Source organism: Methylobacterium sp. NPDC080182 (genome assembly GCF_050281105.1).
Lineage (GTDB): Bacteria > Pseudomonadota > Alphaproteobacteria > Rhizobiales > Beijerinckiaceae > Methylobacterium.
The window spans coordinates 253,194-272,818 of the sequence record NZ_JBNNWO010000008.1; the positions used below are offsets into that span (position 1 = coordinate 253,194).

Consider the following 19,625-nt stretch of genomic DNA (forward strand, 5'->3'; position numbering starts at 1 on the left):
CGCCTCGTCCGGCGTGCCGGCCTCTGGATCGCCGGAGCGTTGCGACGTCGATCCCCATGCCGGACCCGGCACAGCCGGACCGCTGCCTGAGGCGGCAGATTCTGGCTGCATCAAGCCTACCCGCCGACGCTGACCTCCACAGACATGTCCAGAAAGGCGTCCGCCGGCCCGGCGAAGCTTCCGACCAGCGGCATGGCCTGTCGAATGTCGCGTGCGACCGCGACCGGGATCAGGCTCGCGCCGCCGACGCTGCGGTTCGTCGGATCGAAGGTGATCCACCCGGCACCCGGCAGGAAGGCCTCCGCCCAGGCATGCGTGGCTCCCGCATCGGCGGAGCCGAGCAGCGTTCGCGACGGGTCGTGGAGGTAGCCGGACACGACCCGGGCTCCGAAGCCGAGGCTGCGCACCGCCTCGACGAAGAGCGTCGCCAGGTCCCGGCACGACCCCATCCCCAGAGACAGGGTCTGGCTCGGCGACTGCGTGCCCTCGTCTTCCCGACCTTGGTAGGCGATGGTGCCACCGACCCCGGCGTTCAGATCCTTGAGGAGCGACAGGGTGTCGGTTGGGCAGGACGCCACGAACCCCTGCGCCCAGGCCCGCAGGCTCGGCTCCCCCTCCGGATATTGCGGGATCGTCAGGGCGCCGAGGTCCGTCCACTCGTCATCGGTGTACTGGAACGGGAACGCGATGGCGGAGGCGGCGATGGCGAAGACGGGATAAGTTCGGCCGAGAGTTCGACCCGAGATACGCTCTCCACGACGAGGCGATCAGTCGAGGGCCCGAACGTGGCCGTCGCCACGGCGTTGCCGGCGACGTCGTAGGCCCAGGTCACGGTGGCGTCAGGCGACAGGGTGATGTTGCTCGACAGCAGGCGCAGGTCGCGGCTCTCCCGCGGGCGCATCATCAGCCGGTGCGGTCCGAGATTGACGGGCTGGCGATAGCGGTACATCGTCTGGTGGCGGATACGCAGGTCGATCAAAAATCTGTCCCTTCGGTCCGGCCCGGCTGTGCACGGCATGCAGGCTGCCGCGACGCAGCCTAGCATGGATCCAGCCACGTACCGGCCCTGAAAATTGGACGATCTGCCCAGATCACGGTTCCATCGGGAGGCAACCTTCCGCTCCCGAGCGAGCTTTAGCTGTGTGACACATGATTCCAAGGGCGATGCGCCCCACGCCCTCGTCGTCGACGACGACGCCCTGATCCTGATGGAGGCGACCAGTATCCTTGAGGATGCGGGGTTCCAGGTGCTGGAAGCGATGAACGTCGTCCAGGCTCTGCGAATATTGGATCAGCATCATGACGCGGTTCAACTACTCTTCACTGACGTGCACATGCCGGGGAATGCCGACGGCTTCGACTTGGCAAGGCAGACAAATGAGCGCTGGCCGCACATCGCGGTCGTGGTCGCCTCGGGCCGGGCCGCGCCTGAGCCCGGCGACCTGCCGGAGGGCGCGACGTTCATCGGCAAACCGTTCAGCGCCGAGGTCGTCCGGCATCATGTCCGCAAAACACTGCCGGACGAGAGGCACCCGAAACAGTTGAGGACGTAGTCTTTCGAACCTGGCGTTTCGTACCTGATGCGAGAGTCTTTCGCGACCGGAAGTAGCTCTTGGAGACGCCCGTCCTCGGGTTATCTGATCGCCTGAAGTTGGCGTCAGCCGCTGGTAAATTCCGGAGGAAGTCGGACGGGAAAGCAGAGGCGCTGCACCACAAGCAACCGCTTCGATTTGGATAGTCCCTGTCGATCCAGGAAGACGCCTTCTCATATGCTGGCGCTGTCTTGTCGTCGCCGCTGCCGCCGCATTGATAAAAACTTTGATAATCAGTCAGGACACACTTTTGTGTAAATTATCTTGGTCTGGGGGCCGCGCCCAGGGGACGTGAGGCGTCCGCGGCGGCAATGCAGCGATCCCTGTTACCGAAATTAACGAGACAAGAAGTAGAGCCGAAGGCGGGAAATAATTTGCCGCGGTCAGCTCCTTTGTAGCGATGCCGCCTATCGAGAGGCTCAATACCGGGATAGAGACTGCATCATAACGATGGGAAAAACCTGATGCGAATGGACGGCGTCGAGGTCCTGATAAGGACGCTCACGGAAGACGAGGCCGCCATCCTCGAAGCCTGGAACATATCTCTCCGGAAAGGGACCTCCCTGCAGAGCGGTCGGATCCGAGAGGCCGAGCTCCAGACCCAGGCCAAGGCCGTGTTCGGCCTGCTTCGGGACGGACTTTCGTCCGGTGGGGTCGACGCGGACGCGGAAAGCTATACCCCGCTGCGCGAAAACCTCGCCGATATCTCCCGCTCGCGGGCGATCCAGGGGTTCACGCCGACCGACACCGCCAACTTCGTCTTCTCGCTCAAAGAGCCGATTTTCGAGGCGCTGCGGCGCAAGTCGGCCGCGGACGCCTCGGCCTTGGCCGCCGGCGTATGGGCGGCGGGGAAGGTACTCGACCGGCTCGGGCTGCTCACGATGGAGGTGTTCCTAGCCAGCCGCGAAGAGGTCATCGGGCGCCAGGGGCAGGAGATCGCCGAGCTCTCCACGCCCGTGGTTCGCCTCTGGGACGGTATCCTGGCGCTGCCGCTCATCGGCACCCTCGACAGTGCCCGCACCGGTGTCGTGATGGAGAACCTGCTCCAGGCCATCGTCGACGAAGAGGCCGAGATCGCCATCATCGACATCACCGGCGTGCCGACCGTCGACACCCTGGTGGCGCAGCACCTGCTCAAGACCGTGGCGGCCGCCCGCCTGATGGGCGCCGACTGCATCGTCTCCGGCATCCGGCCGCAGATCGCGCAGACCATGGTCCATCTCGGCGTGGAGCTGAACGTTATCTCGAAGGCGACGTTGGCCGACGCCTTCGCGCTCGCCCTCAGGCGGACTGGCCGCAAGGTTGTGCGCCAGCAGTCGGCTGAGGAGCGCCGCTGAGGCCATGGACCGCATCCCGATCCTCAAGCTCGGCGGCACGCTGATCGTCACCATCCAGGTCGACATGCACGACCGCCTCGCGCTGGCCCTGGAGGAGGATCTGACGGCGATGATCGCGCGCACCGGCGCGCGCGGCGTGCTCATCGAGATCTCGGCGCTGGAGATCGTCGATTCCTTCATCGGGCGCATGTTGGTGAGCATCGCGGCTGTCTCGCGCGTCCTCGACGCGGAAACGGTCCTGGCCGGTATGCGGCCGGCGGTCGCCATCACTTTGGTCGAGCTTGGCTTGGAGCTTACCGGCATCAGGACAGCCCTCAACGTCGAGCGCGGCATGGCCTTGTTGAAGGCGCGCTTGCCCGAGGACGGCGCGGGGCATTGGAGCGACCGTGACGGTCTCGAAGACTGAGACCATCCCCGTCCGGTCCGGTGACGACGTCGTCCGCGTGAGGCAACGCGTGCGTGCCCTCGCCATCGACATCGGCCTCGGGCTCGTCGATCAGACGAAGATCATCACCGCCGCGAGCGAGCTCGCGCGCAACACCCTCGATTACGGGGGTGGCGGTGAGGTCCGCGCGGAGAGCGTCCAGGCCGGGACGCGCAAGGGCCTGCGCCTGACCTTCGAGGACCAGGGCCCCGGCATCGCCGACATCGAGCAGGCGATGACTGACCACTACACCTCCGGCAAGGGCCTCGGCCTCGGCCTGGGCGGGGCCAAGCGCCTCTCGAACGAATTTCAGATCGAATCGAGCCCCGGCGTCGGAACTCGCGTCATGATCACCCGGTGGAAATGAACATGGACCGGGTCACCGTCACGGAAGCGAGCCAAGTGGCCGAGGCCCGACGACGCGCAGTGGCCGTCGCTCAGTCCATCGGCTTCGACGAGACCGCGGCTGGCCGCATCGCGCTCGTGGTGACCGAACTCGCCACCAACGTGGTCAAGTACGGCGTGCCGGGCGAGGTCTTGGTCGGCACCTACGAGGACGGGACAGGCTCGGGCGTCGAGATCCTCGTGCTCGACAAGGGCGAAGGGTTCTCGAATCTCGGTCTGGCCCTGACGGACGGACACTCCACTGGCGGCAGCGCGGGCGAGGGCCTTGGCGCGGTGCGCCGCATCTCCGACGCTTTCGACATCGTGTCCCGCCCCGAGCTGGGCACGGCGGTGTTGGCGCGCCTTTCAATCGACAGGAAGGCCGTTTCGGACGCCGTGCCGGGCTATGGGGCGGTGGCGGTCCCCCTGAAGGGTGAGACCGCCAACGGCGACGCCTACGCCGTGCGCGAGCGCGCCGACGGCTGGACCGCCGTGGTGTCGGACGGCCTCGGCCACGGGCCGGAGGCCGCCAAGGCTTCCGAAGAAGCGCTGAAGCTGTTCCGGAGACATCAGGACAAGCCGCCCGCCGCGATTCTGTCCGCCATCCATGCAGGCCTGTCGCACACGCGAGGGGGTGCGATCTCCGTCGCGCGGTATGAGCGGAACCGGGGCACTCTCGCGTTTGCCGGCATCGGCAACGTGCTGGGTGCGGTCGTCTCCGGCACCGTGACCAAGCGGACGGTCAGCCTCGCCGGGACGGCAGGGCACGCGGCTCGGCGCATCCAGGAGTTCGAGTACCCCATGCGGCCGGACGACCTGTTCGTGCTGTGCTCAGACGGGATCGCCACGGCTTGGTCGCTGGACGCCCATCCCGGCATCGCCGCCGCCCATCCGACGCTCGTGGCCGGGGTGATCTATCGCGACTTCGCCAGGGCCCGGGACGATGCCACCGTGCTCGTCGTGCGGGATGGGACGCGATGAGGTGGCCGCTCCTCACCAGTGCTATCCAGCACGAGGACGATATCGCGACGGTGCGCCAGCGCGTGCGCCGGCTGGCCGAGCGCCTGGGCTTCGAGATCCAGGACCAGACCCGCATCGCCACGGCAGTGTCCGAGATCGCGCGCAACGCCTACGGCTACGCCGGTGGCGGTCGCATCGAGTACGGCCTCGATCAGCTCGATCGGGACAGAGGCGAGCAGTTCCTGGTCATCAGGGTGAGCGACAAGGGACCGGGCATCGCCGATCTCGACGCCATCCTCGAAGGGCGCTTCCGCTCGACGACGGGCCTCGGCATCGGCATCACCGGTTCACGGCGGCTGATGGACCGCTTCGAGGTCGACACAGTGGCCGGCAACGGCACTGTCGTGACGTTCGGGAAGCGGCTTCCATCCGGGACCGGACGTTTTACGGGACCGAGGCTCGCGACCCTAGCCGAGTATGTCGCCCGGGCCAGGACTGAGGAACCGCTGGTCGCCTTGCGCGAGCAGAACCGGGAGCTTCTGCGCAGCCTCGCCGCGCTGGCCGAACGTGAGGAGGAAACCAAACGCCTGAACCAGGAACTCTCCGAGACGAACCGGGGCGTGGTCGCGCTCCACGCGGAGTTGGAGTCACAAGCCGTGCTCCTGCGCGAGGCGGGCGTTCTCCTGGAAAGCCAAGTGGCTGCCCGCACAGCCGAACTTGCTGAGGCAGACGCTCGGCTCCTGGCCGAGGCGGTCGAGCGCGAGCGGATGGAGCAGGACCTGCGGCAATCCCAGAAGCTCGAAGCGGTCGGGCAATTGACTGGCGGCGTCGCGCACGACTTCAACAACCTGCTGACCATCATCCGCTCGTCCGTCGACTTCCTCCGCCGCCCGGATTTGCCGGAAGACCGGCGCAAGCGGTACATGGACGCCGTCTCCGACACCGTCGACCGCGCCGCCAAGCTGACCGGACAGCTCCTGGCCTTCGCACGTCGCCAGTCCCTGAAGCCTGAGGTGTTCGAGGTCGGTGAACGCCTGCGCGGCGTGGCCGAGATGCTCGACACCATCACCGGCACGCGCATCCAAGTCAGGGTCGAGATGTCGGACAGACCCGCCCTGGTACGCGCCGACCTCAACCAGTTCGAGACGGCCCTGGTGAACATCGCCGTCAACGCCCGCGACGCCATGGACGGCAGCGGCACGCTGACGATGCGGGTGGCGGCCGGGCGGGCCATGCCGATGATCCGGGGGCATGCCGGCTCACGGGGGCCGTTCGTGGCGGTCTCGCTCGCCGACACCGGCTCGGGCATCCCCCCGGAGGTACTCGGGCGCATATTCGAACCGTTCTTTACGACCAAGGACGTCGGGCGCGGCACGGGTCTCGGACTCTCCCAAGTGTTCGGGTTTACCAAGCAGTCCGGCGGCGACGTGGATGTGACAAGCGAGAGCGGCCAGGGGACGGTCTTCACCCTCTACTTGCCCGAAGTCTCGTCCGAGACAGCCGAAGCCCCTGTCTCCGACCCCGACGCCGCTCTGTCGCCGGTCGGTCTCGGTCAGCGCATCCTGCTCGTGGAAGATAACCTGGAGGTCGGAGGCTTCTGCACCCAGATCTTGGAGGATCTCGGATACGCACCCGAGTGGGTCGTCAACGCGGAAGAGGCGCTCGAGCGTCTCGGGACGGACGGTGCAGGCTTTCAGGCCGTCTTCTCCGACGTCGTCATGCCAGGTATGGGCGGGATTGAGCTCGCCAGAGCGTTGCGCATGCGCATTCCGACCCTGCCGGTGATCCTGGCCTCGGGCTACAGCCATGTCCTGGCCCAGGAGGACAGCCACGGCTTCGAGTTAATCCACAAGCCCTATTCGGCCGCGCAGGTTGGCCGGGTTTTGCGTCGGATCATCGGCGCCTCGCCTCACAACTGCTGATGCTCATCCACCGGTGACGCGCTATCCGCAGTCGGCCATGGCCAACTTCCCACTCATGGTCTCGACCAGATTGCGCACGTTCACGTGGCTTCCGAACCCGCGACGTCTCGACTGCTGAAGAAGCGTCTGCTTCCGCGATGCGCTGGGGTGAGGCTGTACGGCGGGAATGGGCGCATTGCTGCTGGGCTGGTCTCGAAGCCCCTCGACGCAGAAGCCGAGGGGCCGAACGCTCAAATCTCAGTTCCCTCGGCTAGGGTCAAAGCATCTTCGACGTCGACGCCGAGGTACCTGACCGTGCTCTCGATCTTGGTATGGCCGAGCAGGATCTGGACGGCACGCAGGTTGCCGGTCCGCTTGTAGATTAACGACGCCTTCGTGCGTCGGAGGGAATGGGTGCCATAGTCCTCGCTGCGCAGCCCGATGCCTGTGACCCACTCATCGACCAGGCGCGCATACTGCCGGGTGCTGATATGCGTGACGCCGTCGAGCCGGCTCGGGAAGGCATAGTCGTCGAGCGTTCCACCCCTGGCCTCCAGCCATGCGAGGATGCTGGTACGGGCGGGTTCGAGCAGTTCGAACTGCACTGGTCGGCCGGTCTTGCGCTGGATGACGATGGCGCGGCTCCGGACGCGACCACCGCTGACGAGGTCGCCGATCTTGAGCTTTACGATGTCGCAGCCACGAAGTTTGCTGTCGATGGCGAGGTCGAACAGCGCCCGGTCGCGTGTCCGCCGTTCGCGGTCGAGCCAGAACCGGATGGCCCAGACTTGTTGAGGTTTGAGGGCTCGCTTGGCGCCGAGCTTGCGGCCAGCGTTCCAAGCCGGCCGCCCTTTCGTAGCCGGATCGTGTGCTGAATGTCCCATCATCTGTCTCCTCGCCGGCCCATGCCGACGCGGGAAGGAGACACCCGAACCGAGGCTCTGAAGATGGGGGCATATGCGGACGTTCCGTTGGCGACCCAACCCAGCCACTTAGAGCGCGGGGAGCCCTTCCCATAAGCGGTCATAACCTCGGCCGACTGACAGCTTCGGCTCGGGGTAGCAATCGGAGCTTAGTCTGCCGCCAGATAGCTGACGTTCTACCTTCGACCTTGATCGGCGACAGGATTCGCTCTCTCCTGTACCCCAAAGGCGGGTAAGCCCTGCAATGCCGTAGCAACCTACGACGCGCTGGCGCAGTCTACTGTGTCTGCGTCACGCCAGTGCGTGTGGGCCACCGAGGTCGCAGGCGCGGCGTGCAAACCGGTCGGTCATTCCTGCTCGATCAGGTCCGTGAAGTTGGCGACGATCCCGGGCATGCGGCTGCCCTTGCGGGTCGCGGCCATCAGCCGGACCCGGTAGCGGGCGCCGTCAGCCCCCTCGATCGTCCGCTCGGAGGGCCGGTTCGCCGCCAACACCGTCGGGATCTCGTCCAACATCCAAGCTAGAGGAATCGGCGCAGAGAAGTTGCGCAGGGAGCGCCCTACATCACTCGGTTGTAGGCCGAAAATCTGCGCCGCCGCGTTGGTGAACATGCGGATGTGGAGATCCGGAGTCAGAAGCACGCTCGCGACGTTCATGCCCTCAAACAACGTGGCCTGATCTTCGATTAACTGATCTATGGCCTCAATCTTGCATGTCAGTTCGGAATTAACCGTCTGAAGTTCCTCGTTCAGAGACTGTGTCTCCTCCTTCGACGCCTCCAGCTCCTCGTTGGCGGCCTGCATCTCCTCGTTGACCGAGTACAGCTCCTCGTTCGACGATTTAAGTTCCTCGAGGGAGGTCTCGTATTCCTCGATCACAGCCTGGAGCCGTTCCCGCGTCACACTCAATTCACGCTCAAGGCCCTGCAGCGCTGTGTCCCGCTCGTTCGCCTCCAGCGCCTGCTGGCGCTCCTTCTCGATGGGGGCAGCGGCCTCGTTGAAAACGACCAAGAAAAGCGGCTCGATCGCGCCGGGCGTGTTCAGCGGCTTGACCACCAGGGAGATCGACTGGAGACGGCCGTCCGGCAGTTCGACGCCGATGCCGCCACGCGAGACCAGGGTGTTGCCCTCGATCGCCTCGCGCAGGGCTGTCCGGAGATCCAGGCGCAAGCCTTTGCGCGCCATCGCGGCTAGTTCCCGGGTTGGCTGGCCAGGCACGACTTCCAGGTGATCGCCGATCCGCGACGAGTAGTGCACGGCCTCGCCCGTCCGCGTCACAACCGCGTGCGGCGGTGTGAACTCGGACAGCATCTGCGTCTCGACTGCGTGCCGCAGAGCAGCATGCGTAGTCACGTGGCGCCGGTGCGGCTGGCCGGTATTCGTGAAGGTCGGCGTATCCGGCCCTGACATCGGCGGCAGCCGCGCCGGCGGGATCGCGTCGCGAGCCTGGAAGATGCGGTTCCGCTTGTCGATCGTTTCAAACAGATCCTCGAACCGCGTGACATTCTCGGCCATCCCGATGAACAGGTAGCCGCGCGGCCGCAGGGCATAGTGCAGCACCGGCATCAGCTGCTGCTGGGCCTCGACGCCGAGGTAGATCATCAGGTTGCGGCAGGAGATGAGATCGAGGCGCGAGAACGGCGGGTCGCGCAGCACGCTGTGCGGGGCGAACGTGCACAGGTCACGCACGGACTTCGCGACCACCGCGCTGTCGCCCTCGACAACGAAGTACTGCGCGATCCGCTCGGGAGAGACAGCATCAAGGTAAGCCCTCGGGTAGCGGCCGGTCCGGGCTACCGCGAGCGAACGCTCGTCGATGTCCGTGGCGAAGATCTGCACCCGCGGTGGATCCGCCATGGTGAGCATGTTCTCGCGCAGGAGGATGGCCAGGGAGTAGACCTCTTCGCCGGTCGAGCAGGCCGGTACCCAGATCCGCACGACATCGGTCGCCGCGCGTGCGTCGAGCAGCTTCGGGATGACCTGGGTGGCCAGGGACTCGAAGGCGGCGGTGTCGCGGAAGAAGTTCGTCACGCCGATCAGGAGGTCCCGGAACAGCACCCCGACCTCGGCCGGGTCGGCACGCAGCAGCTTGAGGTAGCCGTTCGGCCCGGCCGCGCCGACGATGCCGATGCGGCGCTGAAGGCGGCGCACGAAGGTGCTGGGCTTGTAGCCCGAGAAGTCGTGGCCGACCTGGCGGCGGAGGATGGCGAAGATCTCGGTGAGCAGCTCGGCGTCGAGCCCCCGCGCGTCCGCGTCGCCCTGGGTGGCCAGCGCGTCCGGCGCGGCGGCGAGGTGCGCGGCGGCGTGCGCGGCGATCCGCTCGCCCATCCGGTCGGCCATCTCGCCGAAATCGACGAAGCCGGTCCGGAGTGAACTGAGCGGCATGTCCGCGGTCTCGGGGCCGTAACCATCCGCGGTCTGAGCCAGGGTCAGGCCACCGTGCTCCTTGATCGCCTTGACGCCGATGGCACCGTCGCCGTCGCCGCCGGACAGGATCACGCCGACCGCACGCTCGCCCTGGTCTAGGGCCAGGGCGGTCAGGAAAAGGTCGATCGGCTTGGTCTCGCGGCCCGCTGGCTCCAGCGGCGTCAAAGTCAGCCGGCCGCCCGCGATGCCCATGACGAAACCGGCAGGCATGACGTAGACGTGGCCCGGCCGGACCGGCACACCGTCGGTGGCGGCTTCGACCTCGAGCGACGTGAACTGGGCCAGCACGTTCGGGAGCTGGCTTTTATGTCCCCGGCTGAGATGCGTCACGACCACGAAGGCGGCCCTGAGCGTCTCGGGCACCCCTCGGAAGAAGCTCCGCATCGCCTCGATGCCGCCTGCGGACGCGCCGATGCCGACAACTGGAAAGTGGTCCTGGTCCATCACCCCGTTCTGAGCCCCCGGATCGATGCCACCCCGTTCGTCGGGTTTCAGCATCCTGCGTTCTCACCCGTTGTCGAGGCCAACCGCGCGGATCAGTCGTCCCGCGTGGCCTCCTGCACGACGTAGGCTAGGCAGCGGGCCCGCGCTTCGGGACTCTTCAGCCGCGCGAACAGGCGCAGCAACGTCACAACGTGAGCCGGATCACCCATTGCCATCACCGCATTTGCGACGTTGGGGGCCTCATCCGGTTTGTCTGCGAGGAAAGCCGCGACGGGAACGCCCAGGGCCTGCGCAATGCGGTCCAGTGCGTCAGTGTCACAGCCGGCCTGCGGATCGTCGCCGTTCATCTGGCACCTCCACTGGCGCTTGCGGGCCGTCGATCAATGCGTTGCGAGCCCGACCGCCTTTGGTCCAAACGCTCTCGCGATGCGACAACCGACATGATGGAGCACCTGACCGAGGAGGTTGCGGGTCAGTACGTCGGGCTCATCTTTCGCGGCCTCGTAGGCGTCGATGAGGCACTCCACGAGATACTGCGAGGGCGCAACGTCGTCGCTGAGCGTCGCTGAGCCAGCCATGGAGTTCGACTGAACCCGTGAGCGCCGGACGAGCTCACGCGATGCATCCAGCGTCCGCCTTGTTTCCTCGGCCGCCGCACGCAATTCGCGGGCAACCTCAAGGCTCCGATCTGCTAGATGGAGGCGGTCATTCATAGGCGTTCCAAACTTCGCAGCACGCCGAAGCGTCGATCAACTTTGGGCTTGACGGGCGATCATGCTCTCAATTTCTAGATGCGGCAAACTTGTGTAAACCGCGGCTCGGTCATCCGACACCTTCCCCGCTCAGCATGAGCGTATCAGAGGTGTCCGCGATGCCGAGGGAGGATCACTCTCGGCCAAGGGCGACGCGCTGGAGCGGTTGACCCGCATCGTCGATTTCGAGCTATTCCGGGACGACCTCGCCTGTGCCGTGCCCCGCTCAGACGGGTCGAAGGGCGGTCGCCCACCGTTCGATCTCGTCTTCATGTTCAAGGTGCTGATCCTCCAGGCCAGCCACTCGCTGTCGGACGAGCGCACGGAGTTCCTGATCAAGGACCGGCTGTCGTTCATGCGCTTCCTCGGGCTCGGGTTGTCCGACTCGGTGCCCGACGCCAACACGATCTGGACGTTCCGCGAGGCGCTCACCCGGGCCGAGATTGCGGGGAAGCCGGCCATCGCAGTGCTGTTTTCAGCCTACGACACGGCCCTGCGGCACGCCGGTTTCCTAGCGATGGGTGGGCTGATCGTCGACGCGACCGTGGTGGCCGCACCCAAGCAGCGCAACACGGAAGCCGAGAGGGCGGATCTGAAGGCCGGCCGTGTGCCCGACGCCTGGAAGGCCAAGCCGGCCAGGCTCGCCCAGAAGGACCGCGACGCGCTGGACGATCAAATGGTCGAAGGCCAAGCCGGCTGAATATGGGTCGAAGCGGATCGACCTCGCGGTGCCGACCTTCGGCTACAAGAACCACGTCGGCATCGATCGCCGCCATGGGCTGATCCGAACCTGGACCGCTACCGACGCGGCCCGCCACGACGGGGCGCAGCTGCCCAGTCTCCTCTCGAAGGCCAATACCGCCAGCGACGTCTGGGCCGATACGGCCTACCGCTCGAAGGCCAACGAGGCACACTTGGCGGGCAACGGCTTTCGCTCCCGCATCCATCGCAAGAAGCCGCCGGGCAAGCCGATGGCGAGGAACATCGCCCGGGCCAACGGCGAAAAGTCGAAGGTCCGCGTCGCCATCGAGCACGTCTTCGCTCGGCAGAAGGGGCCGATGGGCTCGTGGTGCGCACGGTTGGCTTGGCGAGAGCCCGGATGAAGATCGGACTGGCCAATCTGATCTACAACATGAATCGGGCGGTCTGGCTCAACGGATCCCGGACGAAGACCGCCTGAGGGCCGGGATCGAGGGCTTTTTGCCCCGACCGGGACCAGCGTGAGGATAGCATCGGATCGCCAAAGCGCTCGGCATTTCGCTGATCCCACCAAGAGACCGCCCTCATCGAGGTAATTGGAGGTGCCCATCTTTAGGGCGCCCGATAGCGCGCGTGAGCCCTCTTAGAAATTGCCTTCAGTGGCGGCGATTGGCGCAGATCCATGACTCCCTCCGTCAGCCGGAGCCTGTGTGAAATATTTAATCCGTTCTGACCCTTCAAAAATCCCTTGCTCGCGCCGGCAGTTGGCCGTCAGCGGGACAGCGACAGAGCATTCGATCTACAGCGCCTCGCGATAAAACTCGTCGACGCGTTCAAGGTCTTTTTTGATGAGCGCCGAACTGCTTCTCGAACCAGTTGCGAGATCAGTTAGCATCACATCATGGTAGCCCTTGCGGATATACTCGCGAGCTTCTTCGTACGCTGACTGGGTCGTGTTATGTTTTGTGATTACTGCGCCTGTTCTGTTTGTATATGAGACCGTGAAACGTATCAAAGCCATTCTCCTGATGAAGATAAGACAAGAAGCCCACCGCGGCGTTAGGCCGGGTGGGCTGTGATGGGTCGGTACTTAGGTAATAGGAAGACACGCGAGCGGGCGATCGGTTCCGAAGGCCACAATCCGACTTCGCCATTTAGGCCCGTATTTCTGCACGATGTCGCGAAATAGAACGCCGCTAGTATTGGTGCGATGCGTTCGCTGGCAGCTATCCTGCCGGGCCGCGCTCTGCTGAGGTGCGGGCACGTTGATGCTTTCAGACCCAATAGAGCAGTCAGCGGCCCATCGTCAATCTGAGGCTGGCTATGGCTTTACAAAAAATCTCATGAGTCTCGGTAGTCGCAATATGATCGCCTAGATACCATATTTATAATGTCAGGCAATAAAAGGTGTTTTGCAATGCCCCGCATGTCGCTCAATGCTCGCGGACAATTGGTGGCGCCGAGTTCTAAGAAGGGATCATCGCAAGTAAATGACAATAATATCTGTGACGAAATAGAGTTAAGACGAGCGAATTTTGGAGAGCGAACCATGAGTTTCAGATAATCGAAGTTGACGCGAGATATGAACCTCAAGGAAAGCAATTTTGTTGGGAAGGTAAGCTCACCCGCAACTCTCCGCGCGTCAAAAGGAGGAACGTCATGCTGAGTCCGGTTGACGCCTTAAAAGAGCTGCGCGACCAGATGGTGATGAACCGCCGAAAAATCGTGGATCAGCAGGAAAGCATCAAAAATTTGCAGGCCGAAATCGAAGCTATAGATCGGGCCATTGCGGACGAGGAGTCTATCAGCAGGAAGGCCGGCTCCAAAGCTACATAACCATTGCGGGGGTGCGGCCGGATGCGCAAGCTGCTCCACCTCCGCCATCTGCCGCCTATGGCTCTGCACGACCTCGCGGAAGAGGTTGCCGGAAGCTGCGAATGAGCTATCCCAAAGCGATGCGCCACGCTCTCGCCGTCCTCGTTTTACTCTCCGGTCCGGTTCTGGCGGCGGAGCCGATCGTAGGCCGTGCTTCCGTCACGGACGGTGACACGGTGGTGATCCGCAGCACTCGGGTCCGCCTGCACGGCATCGACGCGCCGGAGAGTGCTCAGCTTTGTCAGGACGCTGCCGGCAAGTCCTACCGGTGCGGGCAAGTGGCGGCGCTCGCCCTGGCTCGCCAGATCGGCGAGGCGATTATCTCCTGTGAGCCGCGCGATACTGATCGGTATGGCCGAACCGTTGCGATATGCCGGAAAGGCGACGAAGACCTGAACGCCTGGATGGCGAGCCAGGGCTACGCCACGGCCTACCAGCGTTACTCCCGCGACTACGTCGGGGTCGAGACCACCGCGAGGGCGCTGAAGCGCGGCCTTTGGGCCGGCACCTTCGATCCACCGTCGGACTGGAGGCGCGCCAAGCGCGCCGGCGGCGTGGAGACCCGGCCGGAGATGGAGAAACTCCCGGCCGCTGCTCCGGCGCCCGTACAGACCGCCTGTGCGATCAAGGGCAACATCTCGCGCAAGGGCGACAAGATCTACCACCTGCCCGGGACGAGGGATTACGACCGGACCGTGATCACCACGGGCTCCGGCGAGCGCATGTTCTGCAGCGAGGACGAGGCGAAGGCGGCCGGATGGCGAGGTGCGCGCGGCTAACCGCGTATTGTCCGCTCGGCCCCGCCCCGATCTGCTCACTGGGCGGGGAGCGTCCGATCTCACCAGCCTTGAACCGGGGTGGCCTACTGATCTGTGATGTCGATGGTAGCCCGCGCCCGCATCACGAGCTTGCCGTCTTCGTCGTAGGCTCGGGCGCTGCACTCTTTCGACCCGTCGATCGCGCATTCGTCGTGGAGGATCGCCGTCAGTGTCCTCCCCAGCAGGGCGCGTAATGCCCCGCGGCCGGATAGCTCGACGCCCTCGTCGTCCTCGACTTCGTGGCCGTTAGTGGTGCTGATGAAGTAGCGTGACACTCACGCCTCCGTGGTCTGATCCCCCACGCGGCAAACCTGGAGTATCGAGAACGGTTCGACGTGCGGAGACGATACGCACAGCCGCCTGGGTTCACGATGACCGACGGTAGGCCGCAGCCAATGCCACGGAAAGCTCCGTCCGCAGGCCACCATCGCCTATGAACCTTCGTGGCCGACGTAGCTTTCGGTGAAGGCTTTGGTCAGAGCCGCGAGCATGCCCTGTACCTCGAGGACCTGGATCCGTTGGCCTCGTGCGGCCGCCCACAGGTCTTCTCGCTGATCAGGATCGTTCGTACACGCCGCACACCGGACTACTTCGTCGGCCAGCTGGTTAAGCGAAGTCGCGCAGATCGACAAAGCGACGATTAGGTCGGTCACAGCGTCAGATGCGGGAGCCAGACGTCTCTCGCTGTCGTCGTTCGCCCTGGAAAAGTCATGCGGTTCCACGTCCAAGCCTCCGAAATTTCGCCAGCTCGAAGCATGCCGCTTAGTCGGTTGTGTACAACCTATATCAATTGCGCGCAATTTTGACTGTAGGCTCGATCGCCGCGGCGCGTGCCGAGATGAGCCGAGAAGCCTGCATCAGCGCTCGGCCCACGAAAAAGCCCGCCGCGGCGAACCGGGCGGGCTTCTCACCAGAGGCCGTAGTGTCAACGCGGCACCCCCGGCTTGGCGTCGGCTGTTGAGACGGACGCCCGAGGAGATGGTGGCGGCCAAAGGGTGAATGAACAACCCCCACGCCGAGCTGCCTCACTCGGCCGCAACAGCAGCCTTCTTCGGCTTGCGGGGGCGCGTGGGCTTCTCGGCCGGTGCAGACGCCGACTCGACCACCTTCTTCCGGCCTCGGGCCTTGGGCGCCTCGGTGATCGTCTCTGCGACCTCCGCCACCTTGGGGGCTGCGTTCCGGCGCAGGTTGCCGAGGTCAGTGTTCTTTGCCAGGGCCAAGCGCATCTCGAAGTAGCTCGGGGCGGTCATCGGGTAGTCGACCGGCAGGCCCCACTTCGCCCGGTACTCGTCCGGGGTGAGGCCCACTCCCCTCAGATGCCGTTTCAGGGTCTTGTACAGTCGGCCGTCTTCGAAGCTGATCAGCGCGTCGTGCATGATCGACTTCCGGATCTGGCTCGGAGTGGCACGGTCGACCTTAGACTCAGCCGGGGTAGCGGGGTTACTCAATCCACTGAGCGCGCCGTGGATCGCGGACAGAAGCGCCGGCATTTCGGATGTAGGCACAGAGTTTTTCGAGACGGAAGCGGACACGATATCGGCCGTGAGCTCGATTAGGTTGCTCTGATCGGGAGCCAAGGTTGATGTAGCGTCGTCCAATGATGCCTCCTGCGAACTGGGCGGAGACCCACGCAGAAACACCGATGGCGTATCTACGAGATAATATCAGATAGCTTTGGATATTGACCGGTTCTAAGATCAGCTGCTTGGTTAAATCGACGCATCAAGGTGGATGCGGCACGACATGTCCGCCTCATTCAAGAGGCTGAAGTTCTGTCACAGCATTTTAGGCCGTGACTGCCCGCGGTGCGGCTTCGCTGATCTAAGAGGTAGGCCAGCGCCGGCAGGGCGCGGGCAGCCGCAAACCATGAAACGAGAGAGCCTCGCGCGGGGGTACCGGCGAGGCTGAAGTCGGGAGGAGCTCGGGCGTCGCAAGCGGCGGCCCAGCGCACGAAAAAACCGCCGCGGCCCGAGCCGGGTGGTTTGAGAGGGTCTACGCTTGGGGATCGGTCTCCGCGCGAGAGACCGCGCAGTTCGGAGCGCTTGAAACGATGAAAGGCGCCCCGGCCGAAGCCAGGGCGCCATGTCGAGATAATGAGCGCTTGGTGCGCCGGTGTTGCAAAACTCAGCGCCGCGTCGGCGCTCTCGCATCCCGATCCAGCTCGACCAGCTTCTGGAGGTCGGTAGCTCCACCGTCGCTGCCCGGATGGTGGACGAGGCCCGGCAGTTCTTCGACCAGACCTTCTTCTCCGGCCAGACCGTGACACCTGAGCTGGCGAGCACCGGCACCGGCCTGGTAGCTCGGGCCGTGCAGCATTGTGGCATTCGCGACTGGATCGGGGCCGTGCAACGCTTCGACGACCCCCGTCGCCTGTCCGGACTGGATCTACAACAACCGCAATCAGATCGAGCGCCTCTGGGCCAGGCTTAAGGAATGGCGAGCCGTCGCAACCCGTTACGAGAAAACCGCCGCCAGCTTCATAGGCGTCCTCTCCCTCGCCGCAGCCCTCGACTGGCTCAAGCGATGACACGCCGTGGGACGTCCTGGGCGGCAAACAAGGTCGTGGTGCCGTGGCGCTTGTAGTCGTGGGTGCGCGTCGTGGGCTGCCCCGGCTTCATCGGCAACGGGTCCTGCGTTCGGGCCAGCGCCTGGATCTGCGACTTCTCGTCGACGGAGAGCACCACGGCATGAGCTGGTGGATCGACGTAGAGCCCGACCACATCGCGCAATTTGGCGGCGAAGGCCGGGTCGTTGGAGAGCTTGAACTGCCGCGCCTGATGCGGCTGCAGGCCATGCCCGCGCCAGATCCGCTGCACCGACGAGACGCTGATGGATGTGGCCTGGGCCATGGCAGCTGCCGTCCAATGCGTGGTCTCGCCGGGCGGATCAGCCAGGGTCAGGGCCACCACGCGCGCCGCAACCTCCGGGCCGAGCGGCGGGATGCGGGCTGGCCGTGTCTTGTCGCGAAGGAGCCCAGCGAGACCCTCTCGCGCGAAGCGCTCCTGCCAGCGCCAGACCGCGGTCTTGGACACGGCCGCCTCACGCATGATCGCGTGCGTCCCGAGCCCATCGGCGCTCAGCAGCACGATGCGAGCGCGCCAGACATGCTTCTGCGGCGTATTCCGGTCAGCCACGAGGGCGTCCAGTCGAAGGCGATCCGAAGCAGAAAGCGAGAAGGAGATGCCGCTGTGCATCCCGCCAGACTCGCAGGACACAGCCCAAACCGAAACCCGGGACGGACTCAACCGTTAGGTTTTGACCACTAGACATGCCCGTGCAGGTCAGTGTCGATGGATAGCAGCTCGGCGCGGGCCTATCATGCCCGCCTTGCCCGGCCTCGGAAAGCCGCCGCGCCGGATCGGCGCAGATCGCAGGATCACGGCCCCAACCGCCTGCGGCATTCGGATGCCCGAGGCGCCAATTCCGTTCCGAGCGGGCCGTAGCTGGCGCCACGATGAGCGGGTGACGATTGCCGGGTGGCGTAGATCGCAACTTCTGGCTACGGGTACTCATCACCCCTGCACACACCAATGCGATGAATGACCCAGCCGGGCATGCGCGAAAAGCCGCTTTGAGCGGCTACGACATCCTCCAGTCGCCCGCGGAGCCCGGCTTCGACGATCTCGTCGCCCTCGCCACCCAGATCTGCGATACGCCCGTCGGCCTCATCAGCTTCGTGGCCAGCGACCGCCAGTGGTTCAAGGCCCGGATCGGGTTTGCCCCCTGCGAGACGCCGCTCAGCCAATCCGTCTGTGCCCACGCCCTCGCCGAGCGGGATATCCTCATCATCCCGGACCTGACGCAGGACCTCCGCACCCGTGACAACACGCTGGTGACCGGAGAGCCGTTCATCCGCTTCTACGCGGGCGCCGTGCTGACGGCGACCAACGGGATCGCGATCGGCACGCTGTGCGTGATCGACAACGAGCCCCGGCCGGAGGGCCTCACCCCGCAACAGGCGTCCGGCCTGCAGGCGCTCGCCCGTCAGGTGATGACCCAGCTCGAGTTGCGGCGGGCCATCCGGGAACGGGATCGCGCGCTCACCACCTCCGACGAGGCGCGCGACGCGCTGCAGATCAGCGAGGAGCGCTTCCGGCTTTCCTCGCGCGCCACGACGGATGTGATGTGGGATTGGGATCGCGAGGGCGATACCTTTCACTGGGACGATGCCCTCACCCGCGTCTACGGCTACGTGGCCTCGACCGTCACACCGACGGCCGCATGGTGGTTTGAGCACATTCATCCGGAGGATCGGGAGCGCGTCCGTCAGAAGGTCCTCAGCGCTACCGAGGTGGGCCCGCGTTGGGCCGACGCGTACCGGTTTCAGCGCGCGGACGGCACGTATGCCGACGTGCTCAATCAGGCGTTCCTGGTCCGAAGCAAGGCCGGACGCGTCATGCGCATGACAGGCGTCATGCTGGACAACAGCGCGCGGGCGGCGGCGGACCAGCACCAGAGCCTGCTCAACCATGAACTCAGCCATCGGCTGAAGAACACCCTTGCCATCGTCCAGGCCATCGCGGCGCAGACCCTGCGCAACGCCGCCAGCTTGGACAGCGCGCGCGACGCCCTGCTGCAGCGCCTGATCGCCCTCGGCAAGGCCCACGACATTCTCCTGGCGAGCAACACCGAGCAGGCCGGGATGGAGGCCGTCATCCGGGGGGCGCTGGCTCTGCACGACAACCAGCAGGCGGGGCGGTTCCGGATCGAGGGACCGCCGCTCGAGATCGGCCCCAAGGCCGCGCTGGCTCTCGCGCTCATGATCCACGAATTGGCGACGAACGCTGCCAAGTACGGGGCGCTCTCGACCGAGGCCGGGCACATCGGCATCCGCTGGCAGATCGAGGCGGCGGGCGACGATCCGCAGCTGCGGCTGTGCTGGACTGAATCGGGCGGGCCGCCGGTCTCGACACCGTCGCGCACGGGCTTCGGAACCCGTCTGATCGAGCGCGGTCTCGCCGGGACCATCGGTGGGACCGTGAGGCTGGTGTACCAGCCGAGCGGCGTCACGTGTGATCTCGTGGCGCCCGTCGCAGGGTTTCAAGAAAAGACGGAGATTTCAGATTGAACGAAAACCGTTCCGCGTGCTT

The 19,625-nt window shown here is 65.1% G+C and carries 16 protein-coding genes and 4 pseudogenes; 12 read left to right on the plus strand and 8 right to left on the minus strand.

Annotated features, from left to right (window positions below):
• Positions 1 to 116: 116 nt before the first annotated feature.
• A pseudogene (locus tag ACQKQD_RS16260) lies at positions 117 to 979 on the minus strand (transglutaminase family protein).
• Between the two features lie 163 nt (positions 980 to 1,142).
• On the opposite strand from ACQKQD_RS16260, the gene ACQKQD_RS16265 reads away from it, so the two are divergent.
• The 6 genes from ACQKQD_RS16265 (at position 1,143) to ACQKQD_RS16290 (ending at position 6,619) form a co-directional block, all read left to right on the plus strand.
• A complete protein-coding gene (locus tag ACQKQD_RS16265; protein WP_244540071.1) occupies positions 1,143 to 1,553 on the plus strand; it encodes a response regulator in 411 nt (136 codons plus the stop codon).
• Between the two features lie 509 nt (positions 1,554 to 2,062).
• The gene (locus ACQKQD_RS16270) at positions 2,063 to 2,929 is read left to right on the plus strand and encodes an STAS domain-containing protein (protein ID WP_244527066.1); all 867 of its coding nucleotides are present in this window, start codon (positions 2,063 to 2,065) and stop codon (positions 2,927 to 2,929) included.
• Between the two features lie 4 nt (positions 2,930 to 2,933).
• Entirely contained in the window at positions 2,934 to 3,335 is a 402-nt protein-coding gene (locus ACQKQD_RS16275; protein WP_091683084.1) for an STAS domain-containing protein, read from the plus strand.
• A gap of 37 nt (positions 3,336 to 3,372) precedes the next feature.
• Positions 3,373 to 3,720, plus strand: coding sequence for an anti-sigma regulatory factor (locus ACQKQD_RS16280; protein ID WP_427508890.1), 348 nt, complete (start codon positions 3,373 to 3,375; stop codon positions 3,718 to 3,720).
• A gap of 2 nt (positions 3,721 to 3,722) precedes the next feature.
• On the plus strand, positions 3,723 to 4,718 hold the full coding sequence (locus ACQKQD_RS16285; RefSeq protein ID WP_091981794.1) for an ATP-binding protein: 996 nt from the start codon (positions 3,723 to 3,725) through the stop codon (positions 4,716 to 4,718).
• Positions 4,715 to 6,619 (plus strand): ATP-binding protein, encoded by a 1,905-nt coding sequence (locus ACQKQD_RS16290; RefSeq protein ID WP_427508886.1) that lies wholly within the window; start codon positions 4,715 to 4,717, stop codon positions 6,617 to 6,619. Before ACQKQD_RS16285 ends, ACQKQD_RS16290 begins: the two co-directional genes overlap by 4 nt.
• A gap of 230 nt (positions 6,620 to 6,849) precedes the next feature.
• Here the strand turns inward: ACQKQD_RS16290 and ACQKQD_RS16295 are convergent, their stop codons facing one another.
• From ACQKQD_RS16295 to ACQKQD_RS16310, 4 genes are all read right to left on the minus strand, one after another.
• Positions 6,850 to 7,482 (minus strand): tyrosine-type recombinase/integrase, encoded by a 633-nt coding sequence (locus ACQKQD_RS16295; RefSeq protein ID WP_091683115.1) that lies wholly within the window; start codon positions 7,480 to 7,482, stop codon positions 6,850 to 6,852.
• 386 nt (positions 7,483 to 7,868) lie between these two features.
• Positions 7,869 to 10,445, minus strand: coding sequence for a CheR family methyltransferase (locus ACQKQD_RS16300; RefSeq protein ID WP_091683090.1), 2,577 nt, complete (start codon positions 10,443 to 10,445; stop codon positions 7,869 to 7,871).
• Positions 10,446 to 10,483: 38 nt separating this feature from the next.
• Positions 10,484 to 10,738 carry a hypothetical protein gene (locus ACQKQD_RS16305; RefSeq protein ID WP_091683092.1) on the minus strand — a complete coding sequence of 85 codons (255 nt, stop codon included), beginning with the start codon at positions 10,736 to 10,738 and terminating at the stop codon, positions 10,484 to 10,486.
• A gap of 33 nt (positions 10,739 to 10,771) precedes the next feature.
• The gene (locus ACQKQD_RS16310; protein ID WP_139215730.1) at positions 10,772 to 11,104 is read right to left on the minus strand and encodes a hypothetical protein; all 333 of its coding nucleotides are present in this window, start codon (positions 11,102 to 11,104) and stop codon (positions 10,772 to 10,774) included.
• A 142-nt stretch (positions 11,105 to 11,246) separates the two neighbouring features.
• Between ACQKQD_RS16310 and ACQKQD_RS16315 the strand changes: the two are divergent.
• From ACQKQD_RS16315 to ACQKQD_RS16325, 3 genes and pseudogenes are all read left to right on the plus strand, one after another.
• A pseudogene (locus ACQKQD_RS16315) lies at positions 11,247 to 12,323 on the plus strand (IS5 family transposase).
• A gap of 1,178 nt (positions 12,324 to 13,501) precedes the next feature.
• Entirely contained in the window at positions 13,502 to 13,678 is a 177-nt protein-coding gene (locus ACQKQD_RS16320) for a hypothetical protein (RefSeq protein ID WP_427508887.1), read from the plus strand.
• 101 nt (positions 13,679 to 13,779) lie between these two features.
• Positions 13,780 to 14,496, plus strand: coding sequence for a thermonuclease family protein (locus tag ACQKQD_RS16325; protein WP_244527068.1), 717 nt, complete (start codon positions 13,780 to 13,782; stop codon positions 14,494 to 14,496).
• A gap of 83 nt (positions 14,497 to 14,579) precedes the next feature.
• On the opposite strand, the gene ACQKQD_RS16330 is transcribed toward ACQKQD_RS16325, so the two are convergent.
• Both ACQKQD_RS16330 and ACQKQD_RS16335 read right to left on the minus strand, forming a co-directional pair.
• Entirely contained in the window at positions 14,580 to 14,810 is a 231-nt protein-coding gene (locus ACQKQD_RS16330) for a DUF6894 family protein (protein ID WP_091683094.1), read from the minus strand.
• A 750-nt stretch (positions 14,811 to 15,560) separates the two neighbouring features.
• On the minus strand, positions 15,561 to 16,175 hold the full coding sequence (locus ACQKQD_RS16335) for a MucR family transcriptional regulator (protein WP_348272471.1): 615 nt from the start codon (positions 16,173 to 16,175) through the stop codon (positions 15,561 to 15,563).
• 475 nt (positions 16,176 to 16,650) lie between these two features.
• Here ACQKQD_RS16335 and ACQKQD_RS16340 point away from each other — a divergent pair, with 475 nt between their 5' ends.
• Both ACQKQD_RS16340 and ACQKQD_RS16345 read left to right on the plus strand, forming a co-directional pair.
• Entirely contained in the window at positions 16,651 to 16,965 is a 315-nt protein-coding gene (locus ACQKQD_RS16340) for a hypothetical protein (protein WP_244527070.1), read from the plus strand.
• Positions 16,895 to 17,062, plus strand: a pseudogene (locus ACQKQD_RS16345) (transposase); the annotation flags it as partial. The gene ACQKQD_RS16340 and the pseudogene ACQKQD_RS16345, both read left to right, overlap by 71 nt.
• Before the next feature lie 10 nt (positions 17,063 to 17,072).
• On the opposite strand, the pseudogene ACQKQD_RS16350 reads toward ACQKQD_RS16345, so the two are convergent.
• A pseudogene (locus ACQKQD_RS16350) lies at positions 17,073 to 17,729 on the minus strand (IS630 family transposase); the annotation flags it as partial.
• A gap of 377 nt (positions 17,730 to 18,106) precedes the next feature.
• Between ACQKQD_RS16350 and ACQKQD_RS16355 the strand changes: the two are divergent.
• Positions 18,107 to 19,603: a sensor histidine kinase gene (locus tag ACQKQD_RS16355; protein WP_170855256.1), complete on the plus strand. Its 1,497-nt coding sequence runs from the start codon at positions 18,107 to 18,109 to the stop codon at positions 19,601 to 19,603.
• Positions 19,604 to 19,625: the final 22 nt, after the last annotated feature.